This window comes from Mesorhizobium sp. B2-8-3, assembly GCF_006440815.1.
Classification (GTDB): Bacteria; Pseudomonadota; Alphaproteobacteria; order Rhizobiales; family Rhizobiaceae; genus Mesorhizobium.
Map to the genome: position 1 here is coordinate 29,972 of NZ_VFTW01000020.1, position 15,324 is coordinate 45,295.

Consider the following 15,324-nt stretch of genomic DNA (forward strand, 5'->3'; position numbering starts at 1 on the left):
GCGCGGCGAACTCTGCGACCAAACTGGACAAATTGGATAAATAATTTGACCAGTTGGTGACAGAGGCTTTAATCTGGATCATCTCCATCCCGTTCTCCAGGCGTCCCTTTGAGCGACATTTTCTCCAGGATCGAACATTCGCGCACCGCCGACGAGGTGGTGCAGCAGATCGAGAGCCTGATCCTCGAAGGCGTGCTGCGCACCGGCGACCGGTTGCCCGGCGAGCGCGAGTTGGCGCGCCAGTTCGAGGTGTCGCGGCCAATCCTGCGCGACGCGCTGAAGGTATTGGAAGGCCGCGGACTGCTGACGACCAAGGCCGGCGGCGGCACGCATGTCGCCGACGTCATCGGCCAGCTCTTTACCAAGCCGGTGACGGACCTTATCTCCACGCACCGCAAGGCGGTGACCGACTATCTGGAATACCGGCGCGAGATCGAGGCGGTGGCGGCCGAATATGCGGCGCGACGGGCAACGCCGGAGGATCTGGCCCTGCTCGACGGCATCATGGCGCGCATGGACGAGGCGCACCGGACCGGCGATTTCGACGACGAGGCGGAAATCGACGTCGAGTTCCACCATGCGGTGTGCGAATGCGCGCACAACATCATCCTGCTGCACACGCTGCGCTCCTGTTACCGGCTGCTCTCCGAGGGCGTGTTCCAGAACAGGCTTCTGGTGTTCGGCGTGCCCGGCGCGCGCGAGGCACTGCTCGAGCAGCACCGTGCGATCCATACCGCGATCAAGACCGGCGATCCGATCGCGGCGCGCAAGGCAGCGATGGACCACATCACCTATGTCGAACGCTCGATGGCGGAAGCCGAGCGCAGCGGCGACTGGCAGCGCGTGTCCAGGCTGCGCCTCAGACAGCGCTCGGACGCCGGCGACATCGAACCCACACGAAAACGCTCCTAAGCACAGATTAGCGGGACAACCATGAGCGAAATCCTCACCATCGCCGACCTCAAGGACCTGGCACGCCGCAGGGTGCCGAAGATGTTCTTCGATTACGCCGATTCCGGCGCATGGACGGAGAGCACCTACCGGGCCAACGAAGAGGATTTCGGCAAGATAAAGTTCCGCCAGCGCGTGCTGGTCGACATGAGCAACCGCTCGCTGGAATCGACCATGATCGGCGAGAAGGTGGCAATGCCGGTGGCGCTCGCCCCGACCGGGCTTACCGGCATGCAGCATGCCGATGGCGAGATGCTGGCGGCGCAGGCGGCGGAAGCGTTCGGCGTTCCGTTCACGCTATCGACCATGAGCATCTGCTCGATCGAGGATGTCGCCTCGGTGACCAAAAAGCCGTTCTGGTTCCAGCTCTACGTGCTGCGCGACAAGGATTTCGTGCTCAATCTGATCGACAGGGCCAAGGCGGCGAAATGCTCGGCGCTGGTGCTGACGCTCGACCTGCAAATCCTGGGACAGCGCCACAAGGATATCCGCAACGGGCTTTCGGCACCGCCCAAGATGACGCTTGCCAACATCATCGACCTTGCGCTGAAGCCGCGCTGGTGCCTGGGGATCGCCGGCACACCGCGCCGCACCTTCCGCAACATCGTCGGCCACGCCAAGGGCGTCGGGGACGTCTCTTCGCTGTCGTCCTGGACGAATGAGCAGTTCGACCCGCAGCTGTCGTGGAAGGATGTCGCCTGGATCAAGGAGCGCTGGGGCGGCAAGCTGATCCTGAAAGGCATTCTGGACAAGGAAGACGCCTTGATGGCGGCGCAGACCGGCGCCGATGCCATCGTGGTCTCCAACCATGGCGGGCGTCAGCTCGACGGCGCCGCCTCCTCGATCTCGGTGCTGGAAGAAATCGCCGATGCGGTCGGCGACAAGATCGAAGTCCATATGGACGGCGGCATCCGCTCCGGCCAGGATGTGCTCAAGGCGCTCTGCCTCGGCGCCAAGGGCACCTATATCGGCCGGCCCTTCCTCTACGGTCTTGGCGCGATGGGCAAGGACGGTGTCTCCAAGGCGCTCGAAATCATCCGCAAGGAAATGGACATCACGCTGGCGCTCTGCGGCAAGCGGCTGGTGACCGACATGGGCAAGGATCAACTTCGGCGCTAGCGCGCGGCGAGCGCCTCATCGCGGACATGACAAGGATAAGCTGCAGCGCTAGGGCGTTGTTCATCGATTGGTCCTAGCTTGCGCGCGGCGACCAACACGAAAAGATAGGTTCCTTGACCGAAACCGGCATCCACTACCTCGACGCAAGCGGGCCGGAAGGCACGCGGCTTTACGCCATCGGCGATGTGCATGGGCGGCACGACCTGCTCGCCGCCATGCACCGGCGCATCGAGAGCGAACTGGAATATGCGCCCGCGTCCGACTGGCGCATCATCCATCTCGGCGACTATGTCGACCGCGGGCCGGATTCCAGAAGCGTCATCGATTTCCTGATCGACGCGCAGAAACGCGATCCGCGCAACATCATGCTCGCCGGCAACCACGACATCGGCATGCTCGAATTCCTTGCCGATGCCGAGCCGGACGGCCTGTTCATGAATTACGGCGGCGTGCAGACGGCGCAGTCCTATGGCGTGGATCTGCTGCGCGACGGCCATTGGTTCGGCAAGGCGGAAGCGATCGCGCGGGGACATATGGCCCTGGTGAAAGCGGTGCCGCGCAGCCATGTCGACTTCCTGCAATCGCTGGCTTTTTCGGTGAGTTTCGGCGACTTCTTCTTCTGCCATGCAGGGATAAGGCCGGGCGTGCCGCTCGACCGTCAGAGCCAGCAGGACCTGATCTGGATCCGTGATGCCTTCCATGACCACCCCGGTCTCTTTCCCAAGGTGATCGTGCATGGGCACACGCCGGTACCCGAGGCCGAGGTCAGGGCCAACCGCGTCAATGTCGACACGCTTGCCTGGAAATCCGGAACGCTGAGCGCGCTCGCCATCGATGGCGGCGACAAACGCATCATCGCCGTGCAGGGAAAAGCGTTTTAGGCGCTACCCCCCGGCGCGGACGTGCCTCAGATTTTGTCCGGATCTAGTTCAGCGAGGCGGTGACGCCGTAGCCGTCGACGGCCCGGTGGTTGGTCGCTGCGTCGGCGGCATAAATGCCCAGGCCGCAGAGCACGATGGCAGACAGCATGACAAAAGACAGGAGAGCTGCTTTCACGGACGTCATCTCTGGTTAAGCTTTCTGCATCTGGGCACGAGGCGGTTACCAATGCGTTGAAACGATAAAATGCGTCTCAATGTTTCGACGATTTCGCGCTTCTAAGCAGATTCTGTATCCCCGGTGTGTCGGCTGGATCACACAAAAGGTTCATGGCGGTTGCACCGACGATACGAAGCGCGCCCTCTTAGGCGAGCGGCCGGACACAAACCAAGAAAGAAGAATGTTGTCCCCAGGCGGAAACCAGCAAGCGTGCCAATTATGCCACGCCTCGTCCAAGGATGGGCTTGGATCAGATCGTGGCCACCCAGGCGCGGGCAATTGCCAGCCCGGCAGCGTCGGCGTCGGCGCCATTGCGGGCGAGCTCGTCGTCGAGCCGGTCGTTCCAGTCGGGATGGCGCTCGGCGATCATTGCAGCGAAGGACGTGCTCCAGTCACGCACCATCGGCGTATCCGCCTCGAAGTGGAACTGGAAGCCATAGACGGCGCGGCCGAGGCGGAAGGCCTGGTTTTCGGCGACAGAGCTGCCGGCCAGCCGCACGGCGTTTTCCGGCAGGCCGAACGTGTCGTCATGCCATTCGAAGATCGGGAATTTCTCGGGAAGCGCCGCCAGGACCGGGTCCGATTTGGCGGCCGGCGTCAGCGACACCTTATGCCAGCCGAACTCGGTGGCGCCGCCGATCTGGTTGGCGCCGCCAAAGGCGCGCGCCACAAGCTGGCTGCCAAGGCAGATGCCGAGCACCGAACGATCCTTGTCGGCGAAATCGCGGGTCAGGTCGAGCAATGCAGGGAAGTAGGGGCAGATCTCGTCGTCGAGCGCGTTCTGGGCGCCGCCCAACATCACCATGGCGTCATGCTCGCTGCTGTCCTGCGGCAGCGCTTCGCCGTGGTAAGGCTTGCGCAGATCGATGTCGGCGCCGGCTTCCACAAGGGCCGCGCCGATCTGGCCAAGGCCCTCATTGTCGAAATTCTGGACGACCAAAACCCGCATCGAAAACCTGCTGACATGAAAATGCTGGGGCGAGCGATATCATGCGGCCCGTGTTTCAGCCAAGATGCGCAGCGGAGAGAAAGCTATGCCACTGCAGAACCGGGTCGATCCCTTCGGCGCTATCCACGCCGTGCCGGAACGTGGCCTGTTCACCGGCAACCGCGGCATCATCCATGACCCCGAGACCAGGACGCTTCTAAAGAAGCGCTGGGCCCTGCCGGCCTGGATCATTTGCGTCTGCCAGTTCCGCAATGTGCGGCGCGAGCCGATGGGCCGCAATCGGCCTGGCGGCAAGGCCGGCTGGACCGAGCTCTTCTTCCTCGATGAGGTGACGGCTTTGGCCGCCGGCCATCGGCCCTGTTTCTTCTGCCGGCGCGAACGGGCGACCGATTTCGTGAGCCGCTTCGGCGAAGCGTTCGGCATTGAACTCCCCCGCGCGCCGATGGTCGACAAGCGGCTGCACAAGGAACGGCTGGCCTCGGGCGGACAAGGGGCAAGGCTCGATCCCGCATCGCTCGCCAGCCTGCCAGGCGGCACCATGATCGCCGTGGGCAACAAATGCTACGCGCTGCTTGATGGTTCAGCCCTGCCCTGGAGTTTCGGCGGCTATCAACCGCCGATCCGGCTGGACGCGCCGGAACTGGCCAATCCGATCATGATCACGCCACCGACAACAGTAGCCGTGCTCCGCGCCGGATATCGACCCGTCTGGGCGGCCTGATCGCATTTATTTCAGATCCGATTGCGACACCATCGGCACCGCCGGAAGATCGTAATAGTCACCGGCCGATTCCGGATAGAGCTGGCGTTCCATCTTAAGACCGGTCTTGCCGTCGATGGTCCCGGCCCAGACAGATATGAAAGGACTGCCGAATCGGCGCCAGAACAGGTTGCCGCCGCATACGCAACAGAAGCCCCGCTCGGCATGTTCCGACGATTTGAACCAACGCAAAGTATCGCCCGCGATGGCCGCCTGCGCCTGTTCGACCTGGGTGGCGGCCGCGAAATGACCGCTGGCCTTCCTGCATTGGTTGCAGTGACAGGCAACGATCGGACGCAATTCGCCACGCAACTCGTACTGAATGGCGCCGCATAGGCAACTGCCACGTGTAATCTTGCTCATTGATCCCTCGCAATTTCCTGGCTCGCAGCTTCTATGATCGCAAGACAAACCGGCATTGGTGTTCCGACCTTCGCGTGTCGTCTTTTCCGTACGACTTGACGCCGGGGGGGAGCCTCGCTCATTGCTCGGCCATGCGCGCCAATTACAAGATGCAACGCCTGTTCGTGCCGGACGATCTCGGGCCCGGCCTCGAATTCGACGCCGGACAGCAGCAGAGCCACTATCTCGCGCACGTGCTGCGGCTCGGCGAAGGCGCCGAGGTCCTGCTTTTCAACGGCCGCGATGGCGAATGGTCGGCTTCGATCGCCGCGAAGTCCAAGAAGGCGGTCCGGCTGAAGGTGCTCGAGCTGCAGCGACCGCAGCCGCCGCTGCCCGATCTCGTCTATTGCTTTGCACCGCTGAAGCAGGGCCGGCTCGACTACCTGGTGCAAAAAGCCGTCGAGATGGGGGCCGGTGAGTTGCAGCCGGTCATCACCCAGCACACGCAGGTGGCAAAGCCCGGCATCGATCGGCTGCGCGCCAATGTCGTCGAGGCGGCCGAGCAATGCGGAATCCTGGCGGTGCCGGAGGTGCGCGAAGCGGAAAAGCTGGAACGGCTGCTTGCCAATTGGGACAAGGAGAGGCGTCTGATCTTCTGCGACGAGGATGCCTCGACCAACAATCCGCTGCCGGCCTTGCAAGCGGTAAGTGAGAAGAAACTTGCGCTTCTGGTCGGACCCGAGGGCGGATTTTCCGACGACGAGCGCAAGATGCTGAGAGCCTTGCCTTTCGTCACCGCCATTCCGCTCGGACCACGCATCCTGCGCGCCGATACGGCGGCGGTGGCAGCGCTTGCCGCGATCCAGGCGACGATCGGCGACTGGTGATCAAATCCTGTTGAGGCCTGGCTCAGGATTTTTTGCTTGATCGGCTGCCGGCATTTCGTCCATCTAGCGCCGGCGGCCGTCCGGCCCCTGCAGCACCGCGCCTCCTTTTCGAGGAGCAGAGGGCGCTGTAGCATTTGAAGTCTTGCGCAGGACGTCCAGCGGAAATCGGTGCCGGTTTTCGGAGATCATGCGCACGGAGGGGCTAGATGGCGCGCGACACAACCGATACCCAGCCCATCGAAGGCATCGACGAACTGGTTGGCTATCTGGCCGCCGGCAACAAGCCGCGCGACAAATGGCGCATCGGCACGGAGCATGAAAAATTCCCCTTCTATGTCGATGGCAACGCGCCTGTGCCCTATGGCGGCGAGCGCGGCATCCGCGCCATCCTCGAAGGCATGCAGGAGAAGCTCGGCTGGGATCCGATCATGGATGCCGGCCGCATCATCGGCCTGGTCGAGCCGACCGGCCAGGGCGCAATCTCGCTGGAGCCCGGCGGCCAGTTCGAACTTTCCGGCGCGCCGCTGGAATCGATCCACCAGACCTGTCGCGAGGGCAATGCGCATCTGGCGCAGGTGCGCGAGATCGCCGAACCGATGGGTATCCGCTTCCTCGGCCTTGGCGGCAGCCCGAAATGGTCGCTTGCCGACACGCCGAAAATGCCGAAGTCGCGCTACGAGATCATGACCCGCTACATGCCGAAGGTCGGCACCAAGGGCCTCGACATGATGTACCGCACCTGCACGATCCAGGTGAACCTCGACTTCGAGAGCGAAGCCGACATGCGCCGCAAGATGCAGGTGTCGCTGAAGCTGCAGCCGCTGTCGACGGCGCTGTTTGCCAACTCGCCCTTCACCGAGAGCCGGCCGAACGGCCTGCAGAGCTGGCGCGGCGACATCTGGCGCGATACCGACAACCAGCGCTCCGGCATGCTCGAATTCTGCTTCTCGCCCGATTTCGGCTTCGCCGACTACGTCGAATGGGCGCTCGACGTGCCGATGTATTTCGTCATCCGCGACGGCCATTATCACGACATGACGCGCTACACGTTCCGCCAGTTCATGGAAGGCGCCGCGCGCAACGAGATTCCCGACGGGCTGCCGACGATGGGCGATTGGGCAAACCATCTCTCGACCCTGTTTCCCGACGTGCGCTTGAAACGTTTCCTCGAAATGCGCGGCGCCGACGGCGGCCCGTGGCGGCGCATCTGTGCCCTCCCCGCCTTTTGGGTCGGGCTGCTCTATGACGAGCAGGCGCTGGATGCCGCCGAGGCGCTGACGGCGAGCTGGACATACGAAGAAGCCCTGGCGATGCGCAACGCCGTGCCGGAGCAAGGCATTGCGGCGCCATTCCGCAATGCCACCTTGCGCGACGTCGCCCGCGACGTGCTCGCCATCTCGCGCATGGGGCTCAAGAACCGCGGCAAGAAGAACCGCGACGGCTATGACGAGACCTCGTTTCTCAACACACTCGACGAAGTGGTCGCGCGCGGTACGACCAGCGCCGAGGAGATGCTGTCGGCCTATCACACGCGCTGGGGCGGCTCGATCGAGCCCGTGTTCATGGAGTATGCGTATTAACCGTCCGGGTTCCGCGTGACGGTGGCGCGACGAAAGCCGCTTCAATCAGGAATGGAAACGAACTAGGTTTCTTCCACGAGGATGTTCTCGGAGGAGATGCCAATGCCTTCCTTGTTCGACATATTCGCCCAAGCCCAGAACGGCGCCGGCATGCAGGCGCTGGCCCAGCAATACGGGCTTTCGATGCAGCAGACGCAGGCCGCGGTGCAGGCGCTGCTGCCCGCCTTCTCGCAAGGGCTGCAGCGCAATACCGCCGATCCCTACGGGATGGGCGCCTTCATGACGGCGATGGCAAGCGGCCAGCACGCCAAGTATTTCGAGGACGCCACGAGGGCCTTTTCGCCGCAAGGCATCGATGAGGGCAACGGCATTCTCGGCCATCTGTTCGGCTCGAAGGATTTATCGCGCGCCGTGGCGAGCCAGGCCGCGCAGGCGACTGGCCTCAGCCAGCAGGTGCTGCAGCAGATGCTGCCGGCCTTGGCCTCGATGATGATGGGCGGGCTGTTCAAGCAGACCAACAATCAATTGAGTGGGGGGCAGATGCAGGCCGCCGGCGGTTTCGGTGGCGGCAACAATCCGCTCGGCGAGATCATCGAGGAGATGATGCGGCAGAGCGGCGTTGCGCCGGCGCCGCAGCAACGCCAGGCGCCGCAGCCCGCGCCCAATCCCTATGGCGAGAACCCGCTCGGCAAAGTGCTGCAGGACATGTTCGGCGGTGGCGCGCCGCAGCAGCCGCAGCAGACACAGCCGACGCAAAGCCCCTATGGCGACAACCCGCTCGGCAAGATCTTCGAGGAGATGCTGCGCCAGGGTGGCGGCGGTTTCGGCCTGCCGGGTGGGCAGCCGGCGCCCCAGCCGCAGCCGCAGCAAAGCGCGCCGCAACAGCCGCAGACCAACCCGAGCGGCCGGCCGCGAAACCCGTTCGACGACATCTTCGGCAAGATGTTCGAGACCGGTGCTCAGCAGCGCGACGAATATGAGAAGAGCGTCGGGACGATCTTCGATCAGTTCAAGCGCGACATGGACCGGCGCTAGGTAGCGCGTCGACGGCGAGGTCGTCATCCACGGGCGGAGCGACGCGAAGCGGAGCGTAGACCCGAGGATCCATGCCGTTACCTTCGCCGAAGGGTGCAGCGGAGCAGAATTCTGCACAGTACATCAACGTCACGGCATGGATTCTAGAGTCTGCGCGCGTCGCTTCGCTCCTTGCTCCGCCCTAGAATGACGAACTAAAGAAAAATGCCCGGTCCTGGAGAAGGAACCGGGCAATGTGCAGGCTGGCCGGCGGGGAACCGGCAGGGAGTGTGGGAGCCTGCATGAGACTTGGTCGCGCCGAGCCGTGAAAAGGGTTCAACGCGACGGGAAATCCAGGCAACCCGGCCGTTCAGGCTACCTGACGAGCGAGATCCTCGATCGTGTCGGCGCGCTCGCTGGCGATGGCGCGCAGCTTCACCGTCGGGTCGCGGCCGAAGGGCACGGCGACGGCGACATGGAGGTCGGCGCGGGTCAGGCCGATATCGGCAAGCTCGGCGTCCGACATCTCGCCCAGGCGATAGAATGCGCGGCGATTTTTCCAGGCGACATAGGCGTTGGCTAGAGCATTGAGCGCACGCGTCGCAACGGCCGGACGCGTGGTGATGCGCGGAGTCTCGGAAGCGAATTCAATCGTGGTCATGTCAGTCTCTCCTTCCAGGAGTCGAGCGGACGAAACCAGGCAAGCGGCGCCTTGGGAGAAGCGCCGTTCCGGTTTCCATTCATTGACGTGATGCATGTCGTTGCCGCCAAAACCGGGGGCCACTTTTGGGCGACACGCACTGCTTTCATGTGGACGATGCCAATTTGCCATCGCGCGATTGATTAATCCAACGAATGTTTTTAATCTGTAGCATCAACATCAATGATAGGTTGGACCGATGAAAGCGCCCCTCGACCTCGATCAGTTGCAGACCTTCATCTCGATCGCCGATACGGGAAGCTTCACCCGCGCGGCCGAGGAGGTCCACCGCACGCAGTCGGCGGTGTCGATGCAGATGCGGCGGCTGGAGGAGCGGATCGGCAAGCCGCTGTTCGAAAAGGACGGCCGCACCAACAAGCTGACCGAGGAAGGCGACCGGCTGCTTTCCTATGCGCGGCGGCTGATCCACCTCAACCGAGAGACCTTGGCCGCCTTCGACGACCAGCGGCTGGAAGGCACGATCCGCATCGGCACACCCGACGACTATGCCGACCGCTTCCTGCCCGAGATCATGGCGCGCTTCTCGCGCTCCAACCCGCGCGTCGAGCTGACGGTCGTCTGCGAGCCGACGCCGGGGCTGGTCGAGCACATCAAGCGCGGCAATCTCGACCTGGCGCTGGTGACGCACAACGACACGCGCGGCCAGTCGGAGGTGGTGCGGCGCGAGCCGCTTTTGTGGGTCACCTCGGCCAACCACGCCACGCATGAGCAGGAAACCCTGCCGATGGCGTTCGGGCGGCCGAACTGCATCTGGCGGCGCGCCGCGGTCGACGTGCTCGACCGGCAGAGCCGCGAATACCGCGTGCTGTTCTCCAGCTTCTCGGCCACGGTGATCACCGCGGCCGTGCTTTCCGGCCTGGCGGTCTCGGTGCTGCCGGAATGCGCGCTCCGGCCCGGCATGCGCGTGCTCGGCGAGGCCGACGGCTTCGGCCAGTTGCCGGACTGCCGCATCGGCATCATGCGCGGCCAGACCTCGCAGCCGGAAATCGTCGACGCCTTGGCCCGCCATATCGCCGAGAGCCTCGACAACATTTCCGTGCCGGTCAGCGAGGAGGCGGGAAGCTTCGATTTCGCCGCGCTCGCCTTCGCCAAGATGAAGCGGGTCAAGGCGAACCAGATCATGCCTGGCTGGTAAAGTCAGGCGCGAGCTGCCGAAAGTTCCCGGTCGACGGACGAAACACCCGGCAGCGCAAGCAATTGGCCGGGCTCCAGCGGCGGCGACAGCAGATAGCCCTGCAACTGGTGGCAGCCCATGCCGACCAGCAAGGCCTTTTGCACGTCGGTCTCGACGCCTTCGGCGGTCACCTCCACCTTGAGCGCCAGCGCCAACTCGATCAGTGTCTTGACGATTGCGCGGGCGCTTTCGTCCTCGTCGAGCAGACGCACAAAAGACCGGTCGATCTTCAGCTTGTCGATCGCCTGGCGGCGCAGATAGCTCAGCGAGGAATAGCCGGTGCCGAAATCGTCGAGCACGATGCGCACGCCGGACTGGCGCAGCGCGGCAATCACCGTGCCGATCGCGTCATCGTGCTCGAGCAACACGCTTTCGGTGGTCTCTAGCTGCAGGCGGGACGGGTCGAGCCCGGTTTCGCTCAGGATCTCGGCGACCTCTTCGGCAAAGCCGATGTTACGCAGCTGCATCGGAGAGATGTTGACGGCGATCCACGGCAATTCGGTCGTGACGGCGAAGCGGCAGGCTTCGCCCAGCGCCCATTTGCCGAGCTCACCGATGAGGCCGCGCTCTTCGGCAATCGCGATGAATTGCGCGGCCGGCAAGGCACCATGCACTTCATGCCCCCAGCGGATCAGCGCTTCGGCCCCCAGTATGCCGCGGCCGTCGGCCGCGAAAACCGGCTGATAGGCGAGCTTGATGCCACCTTCGCCGTCGAGCGCCTTGCGGAGTTCGGATTCGACCTTGCGCTTGCGCAACAGGAGATCGTCCATGTCGCCGGCAAACAGCTCGTAGCGGCCACGACCGTTCTTCTTGGCCTCGTAAAGCGCGATGTCGGCCTTGCGCAACAGGTCGTCCGCGTCGGTGTCCGATCCGGACGACAGCGCGATGCCGACGCTCGCGCTGACGAAGACCTGGTCGTCGATCAGCCGGAACGGCTCGCGCAGCTTCAAGAGCAGCCTTTCGGCGATGTCCTCGGCGCTTCCGGCGTCGGGAACGTCAAGCAGGATGACGGCGAATTCGTCGCCGCCGAGTCGCGCGACGGTATCGACTTCGCGGATCGTGTGCTTGAGCCGCGCCGCCGTCTGGCGCACGAGCTCGTCGCCGGCCGGATGGCCGAGCGTGTCGTTGATATGCTTGAAGCGGTCGAGGTCGAGGTAAAGCAGCGCCACGCGCGTCCTGTCCTGGCTGGCGAACAGCAGCGTGCGCCGCAAGCGGTCCTCGAACAGCGCCCGGTTGGGGAGGCCGGTGAGCGTGTCGTGGAAGGCGAGATACTGCGCCTGGTCCTGGCTGGTCTGCAGCGCGGCCGAGGCGCGACGCAACCTGCGCAACAGGAAGACCAGCACACCGCCCGCCAGGAGCAGCGCGATCGCCAAGGCAGGAGCGATCTCGCGCACCAAGGCAAGGCCGGGCCGCAGCTGGTCCCAGCCGATATAGCCGAGGATGACGCCGCGCGAATCGACCAGCGGCACGGCGGCTGGGCCAGCCGGCTGTGACAAAGGCACCAGCCGCGCGCCATCAAGCAGGTACTTTCCGGCGATCTTGCCGATCACCGCGTCGTTGATGAATTCGACCGACACATGCAGGCACTCGGTGCCGCGCGCCTGGGTGATCCTGTCCGAGCTCGGCACCAGCGGCATCACACTCAGGATCGCCGGCTTGCCGCCGAGCGACACCAGATCCCCGGCCATCATCTTCGCAGGCTGGCCGTACGCATCGGTCTGCGGCGGCCCAGCCAGCATGCGACGCAGTTTTTCGATGATGGGAAGAAGCGTGGGCTGGTCCTCGCCATAGGCGGAAGCGTCGACCACCTTGCCCTCGCGCATGGCGTGGATCGCATGATTGGCGGCGTCGAGAATATAGACCCGGTTGTGACCGTAATAGGTGTACATCCAGACACTGAGATTCTCTTCGATCCAGGTCTGGTTACCTGCCCTCACATTGATGATCGCGTCATCCCAGACCGAAACGCTTTCCTGCTCCCGCTGAACAGACGCAATCTGGTCTTTCAAACCATCGGCGATGAACATCTTTTGTCGTACGAGCGAGGCATCATCGGCCTGGCTGGCCGCGTAGAAGCCGAAGCCTACGACGATGGCCAAAGCGAATGCGGCGAGCGTCAGCACGGTCAGGGTGACCTGACGGGTCAACGGGCTGCTGGTTTGGCGTACGCTCATCAAGTCCCCGGCCGGCTCTTCTGGGCCTGTCAAAGCAAATCGGGCTTAAGATCGCGTTATAATATTAGCGCGGTTTCTCAGCGCTTGACGCGGGCCGATAAGCGTTCCCCAATCGCCAAATGAGTGAAACAGCAACCGAATCACGCAGCAACGCCACCGAATACACAGTGAGCGAGATTTCCGGCGCGCTGAAGCGCACTGTCGAGGACGCCTTCGGCAATGTGCGGGTGCGTGGCGAGATTTCCGGCTATCGCGGCCCGCATTCGTCCGGCCACGCCTACTTCGCATTGAAGGACGACCGGGCGCGGATCGATGCCGTGGTCTGGAAGACCACCATGGCGCGGCTGAAGTTCCGCCCAGAGGAAGGCATGGAGGTGATCGCCAGCGGCAAGCTGACCACCTATCCCGGCAAATCCAACTACCAGATCGTTATCGACAATCTGGAGCCGGCGGGCGCCGGCGCGCTGATGGCGCTGCTCGAAGAGCGCAAGCGCCGGCTGCAGGCCGAAGGCCTGTTCGATGCCGGCCGCAAGCGTCGGCTGCCTTTCATGCCCAAAGTCATCGGCGTCGTCACCTCGCCGACCGGCTCGGTGATCCGCGACATCATCCACCGCATCAAGGACCGGTTTCCGCTTCATGTGCTGGTGTGGCCGGTGAGGGTCCAGGGCGACACGACGGCCAGGGAGGTGACCGCGGCCGTCAACGGCTTCAATGCGCTGACATGGGACGGACCCATCCGCCAACCCGATCTGTTGATCGTGGCACGCGGCGGCGGCAGCCTTGAGGACCTCTGGGGCTTCAACGACGAAGGGCTGGCGCGGGCGGTGGCGGCGTCCGCCATCCCGGTGATCTCGGCCGTCGGCCATGAGACCGATACGACACTGATCGACTTTGTTGCCGATATGCGCGCGCCGACGCCGACGGGCGCGGCCGAGATCGCCGTGCCGGTCAGGGCGGATCTGGAGGCTACCTTGGCCAGCCTTGCCGCGCGGCTCAACGCCTGCGCCTCGCGGCATTTGGAACGCAAGCGCCAGGCGGTGCGCGCCGCGGCGCGCGCGCTCCCCTCGCCCGACCAGTTGCTGGCGCTGCCGCGCCGCCGCTTCGACGATGCGACCAGCCGCCTCGGTCGCGGGCTGACGGTGAATATCGAGCGCAAGCGGGCGACACTGGAGCGGCAAAGGCTGACGCCGGCAACCCTGTCGCGGCGCCTCAATGAAGCGCGCACGCTGACGGGTCGCGATATTGCCCGGGCGCGAGCCGCGTTCTTCGCCATCGTGCGCGAAAGGCGCGCGCGATTCAAACGCACGGCGGCAAGGCTGTCGCCGGCGCCGATCGTGCGGCGCCAGAAGCAACAGGCCGACACGCTGGCAGCGCTGTCGCGCAGGCAAGATCAGGCGACGGCGCGGCGCCTCGACCGGCTGCGCGCGGCTCTCACCCAGGCGGACCGGCTGCTTTCGACATTGTCGCACAAAGCCGTGCTGGCGCGCGGCTTCGCGCTGGTCAAGGACGCTGACGGCGCCGTGATCAAGCGGGTCGCGGAGGTGGCGCCCGGCGTGGCGCTGCAGCTGGAATTCGCCGACGGCAATGCCGAAGCCATCGCCACCAGCGGCGGCGCACGGCCGAAGCTGGCCGCGAAATCGCCCGCGAAAGCCAAGGAGCCGGGCAATCAGGGCTCGTTGTTCTGAGGTTTCCATAAGCAACCACGGCCCGCATCTTCGCGCGCCATCGGGCAAGCCGCGCCTGCGCTCCTTCAGTATCGCGCTCCGGAGGCCGCCCAGGCGGCTTCCGGCCGCATCGCCCGCGCGGAGTTCATCCCGGACGTCGACATCGACCCGTTCTTCGACGCGGTCGTGCAAGGTGTCGAGGAAGCGATCCTCAACGCATTGGTCGCCAATGAGGATATGACGGGGCGCGACGGCAATTTCGTGCCGGCGCAGCCGAAGGCGTGGCTGAAGGAAAAATTCGGATAGAGCGTTTCACGGAAACGCTCTATCTTTTTGTTTTTACGCAATTCCGGACGGAAAACCGTTACACACTTTTCTTGGAATTGCTCTAAGAGCCGGCCTGTGGCAGGCGGCTGTTTATTCCGCCGGCTTGTCGGGCTTCGCTTCGCTGGTGCCCTCTTCGGCGGCTTCCTCGAGGCGCGACGCGATCAGTTCCTGGATGTCGCCGACCTCTTCCTGGATGTCCTCCAGGAGAATGCCTGCCTCGGCGGCCTTGGCGCAGCACTCCTTGGCAAGGGTCTCGGCCTGCTCGATCTTGATCGGCGAATGCTGGCATTGGACTTTCTCGCCAATCCATCCGCGCAAGAACTCGATCGCATGTTCACTCATACTGCTTCTTCCCTAGCGGCTAAGCCGGTTGGTAGCCATGAACGTCCGCCCGCCATTCGAGCCGAGTCGGCCTCGACCGGCAAGACATCTTGCCCGTGGTTCGCGAAACCGAAGGAATGGAAGGGTTGAAGGTGCACGTTCAGATCGTTGAGAATGATGGGATTGTTGGCCGGAATCGACAGAAGGCCGCCGTTGTTGTTTTTGCTGGCTTTTTTCTATGTT

15 protein-coding genes and 1 pseudogene are annotated in these 15,324 nt (G+C 64.0%); 10 read left to right on the top strand and 6 right to left on the bottom strand.

The window, feature by feature from the left end; all coding sequences use genetic code 11:
• The first annotated feature begins 108 nt into the window (after positions 1 to 108).
• The 3 genes from FJ418_RS23840 (at position 109) to FJ418_RS23850 (ending at position 2,951) form a co-directional block, all read left to right on the top strand.
• Positions 109 to 912, top strand: coding sequence for an FCD domain-containing protein (locus tag FJ418_RS23840; RefSeq protein ID WP_140869810.1), 804 nt, complete (start codon positions 109 to 111; stop codon positions 910 to 912).
• Between the two features lie 21 nt (positions 913 to 933).
• Entirely contained in the window at positions 934 to 2,070 is a 1,137-nt protein-coding gene (locus FJ418_RS23845) for an alpha-hydroxy acid oxidase (RefSeq protein ID WP_140709099.1), read from the top strand.
• Between the two features lie 113 nt (positions 2,071 to 2,183).
• A complete protein-coding gene (locus FJ418_RS23850; protein ID WP_140869813.1) occupies positions 2,184 to 2,951 on the top strand; it encodes a metallophosphoesterase in 768 nt (255 codons plus the stop codon).
• A 43-nt stretch (positions 2,952 to 2,994) separates the two neighbouring features.
• Here the strand turns inward: FJ418_RS23850 and FJ418_RS32605 are convergent, their stop codons facing one another.
• Together FJ418_RS32605 and FJ418_RS23860 are read right to left on the bottom strand one after the other, a co-directional pair.
• On the bottom strand, positions 2,995 to 3,126 hold the full coding sequence (locus FJ418_RS32605; protein ID WP_263481599.1) for a hypothetical protein: 132 nt from the start codon (positions 3,124 to 3,126) through the stop codon (positions 2,995 to 2,997).
• A gap of 292 nt (positions 3,127 to 3,418) precedes the next feature.
• Positions 3,419 to 4,117: a type 1 glutamine amidotransferase gene (locus FJ418_RS23860; protein ID WP_140654012.1), complete on the bottom strand. Its 699-nt coding sequence runs from the start codon at positions 4,115 to 4,117 to the stop codon at positions 3,419 to 3,421.
• Between the two features lie 85 nt (positions 4,118 to 4,202).
• Between FJ418_RS23860 and FJ418_RS23865 the strand changes: the two genes are divergently transcribed.
• Positions 4,203 to 4,838 (top strand): hypothetical protein, encoded by a 636-nt coding sequence (locus FJ418_RS23865; RefSeq protein ID WP_140869815.1) that lies wholly within the window; start codon positions 4,203 to 4,205, stop codon positions 4,836 to 4,838.
• 6 nt (positions 4,839 to 4,844) lie between these two features.
• On the opposite strand, the gene FJ418_RS23870 is transcribed toward FJ418_RS23865, so the two are convergent.
• Complete coding sequence (locus FJ418_RS23870) at positions 4,845 to 5,240, bottom strand: GFA family protein (protein ID WP_140869818.1); 396 nt, start codon at positions 5,238 to 5,240, stop codon at positions 4,845 to 4,847.
• 131 nt (positions 5,241 to 5,371) lie between these two features.
• Here FJ418_RS23870 and FJ418_RS23875 point away from each other — a divergent pair, with 131 nt between their 5' ends.
• The 3 genes from FJ418_RS23875 to FJ418_RS23885 all read left to right on the top strand — a co-directional run bounded on the left by FJ418_RS23875 (position 5,372) and on the right by FJ418_RS23885 (position 8,721).
• On the top strand, positions 5,372 to 6,106 hold the full coding sequence (locus FJ418_RS23875; protein ID WP_140654007.1) for a 16S rRNA (uracil(1498)-N(3))-methyltransferase: 735 nt from the start codon (positions 5,372 to 5,374) through the stop codon (positions 6,104 to 6,106).
• Between the two features lie 206 nt (positions 6,107 to 6,312).
• A complete protein-coding gene (locus FJ418_RS23880; RefSeq protein ID WP_140643885.1) occupies positions 6,313 to 7,686 on the top strand; it encodes a glutamate--cysteine ligase in 1,374 nt (457 codons plus the stop codon).
• A 102-nt stretch (positions 7,687 to 7,788) separates the two neighbouring features.
• Positions 7,789 to 8,721, top strand: a complete 933-nt coding sequence (locus FJ418_RS23885; protein WP_140869821.1) for a DUF937 domain-containing protein — start codon at positions 7,789 to 7,791, stop codon at positions 8,719 to 8,721.
• A 349-nt stretch (positions 8,722 to 9,070) separates the two neighbouring features.
• Here FJ418_RS23885 and FJ418_RS23890 read toward each other — a convergent pair whose 3' ends face one another.
• Entirely contained in the window at positions 9,071 to 9,361 is a 291-nt protein-coding gene (locus tag FJ418_RS23890; RefSeq protein ID WP_140643878.1) for a DUF1127 domain-containing protein, read from the bottom strand.
• Between the two features lie 238 nt (positions 9,362 to 9,599).
• Here FJ418_RS23890 and FJ418_RS23895 point away from each other — a divergent pair, with 238 nt between their 5' ends.
• Positions 9,600 to 10,556 (top strand): LysR substrate-binding domain-containing protein, encoded by a 957-nt coding sequence (locus FJ418_RS23895; protein ID WP_140643877.1) that lies wholly within the window; start codon positions 9,600 to 9,602, stop codon positions 10,554 to 10,556.
• Between the two features lie 2 nt (positions 10,557 to 10,558).
• Here the strand turns inward: FJ418_RS23895 and FJ418_RS23900 are convergent, their stop codons facing one another.
• On the bottom strand, positions 10,559 to 12,769 hold the full coding sequence (locus FJ418_RS23900; protein ID WP_140869824.1) for an EAL domain-containing protein: 2,211 nt from the start codon (positions 12,767 to 12,769) through the stop codon (positions 10,559 to 10,561).
• Positions 12,770 to 12,888: 119 nt separating this feature from the next.
• On the opposite strand from FJ418_RS23900, the gene xseA reads away from it, so the two are divergent.
• Complete coding sequence (xseA, locus tag FJ418_RS23905) at positions 12,889 to 14,454, top strand: exodeoxyribonuclease VII large subunit (RefSeq protein WP_140869827.1); 1,566 nt, start codon at positions 12,889 to 12,891, stop codon at positions 14,452 to 14,454.
• An 84-nt stretch (positions 14,455 to 14,538) separates the two neighbouring features.
• A pseudogene (locus FJ418_RS23910) lies at positions 14,539 to 14,739 on the top strand (P1 family peptidase); the annotation flags it as partial.
• A 111-nt stretch (positions 14,740 to 14,850) separates the two neighbouring features.
• On the opposite strand, the gene FJ418_RS23915 reads toward FJ418_RS23910, so the two are convergent.
• The gene (locus FJ418_RS23915) at positions 14,851 to 15,102 is read right to left on the bottom strand and encodes a DUF768 domain-containing protein (RefSeq protein ID WP_140643874.1); all 252 of its coding nucleotides are present in this window, start codon (positions 15,100 to 15,102) and stop codon (positions 14,851 to 14,853) included.
• Positions 15,103 to 15,324: the final 222 nt, after the last annotated feature.

What these genes read in the sequence shown, in the direction of transcription:
- xseA (WP_140869827.1), top strand. Translation starts at nt 12,889, where the DNA reads ATGAGTGAAACAGCAACCGAATCACGCAGCAACGCCACCGAATACACA.
- FJ418_RS23875 (WP_140654007.1), top strand. Translation starts at nt 5,372, where the DNA reads ATGCGCGCCAATTACAAGATGCAACGCCTGTTCGTGCCGGACGATCTC.
- FJ418_RS23870 (WP_140869818.1), bottom strand. Translation starts at nt 5,240, where the DNA reads ATGAGCAAGATTACACGTGGCAGTTGCCTATGCGGCGCCATTCAGTAC.
- FJ418_RS23890 (WP_140643878.1), bottom strand. Translation starts at nt 9,361, where the DNA reads ATGACCACGATTGAATTCGCTTCCGAGACTCCGCGCATCACCACGCGT.
- FJ418_RS23865 (WP_140869815.1), top strand. Translation starts at nt 4,203, where the DNA reads ATGCCACTGCAGAACCGGGTCGATCCCTTCGGCGCTATCCACGCCGTG.
- FJ418_RS23900 (WP_140869824.1), bottom strand. Translation starts at nt 12,769, where the DNA reads ATGAGCGTACGCCAAACCAGCAGCCCGTTGACCCGTCAGGTCACCCTG.
- FJ418_RS23885 (WP_140869821.1), top strand. Translation starts at nt 7,789, where the DNA reads ATGCCTTCCTTGTTCGACATATTCGCCCAAGCCCAGAACGGCGCCGGC.
- FJ418_RS23880 (WP_140643885.1), top strand. Translation starts at nt 6,313, where the DNA reads ATGGCGCGCGACACAACCGATACCCAGCCCATCGAAGGCATCGACGAA.
- FJ418_RS23845 (WP_140709099.1), top strand. Translation starts at nt 934, where the DNA reads ATGAGCGAAATCCTCACCATCGCCGACCTCAAGGACCTGGCACGCCGC.
- FJ418_RS23915 (WP_140643874.1), bottom strand. Translation starts at nt 15,102, where the DNA reads ATGAGTGAACATGCGATCGAGTTCTTGCGCGGATGGATTGGCGAGAAA.
- FJ418_RS23860 (WP_140654012.1), bottom strand. Translation starts at nt 4,117, where the DNA reads ATGCGGGTTTTGGTCGTCCAGAATTTCGACAATGAGGGCCTTGGCCAG.
- FJ418_RS23895 (WP_140643877.1), top strand. Translation starts at nt 9,600, where the DNA reads ATGAAAGCGCCCCTCGACCTCGATCAGTTGCAGACCTTCATCTCGATC.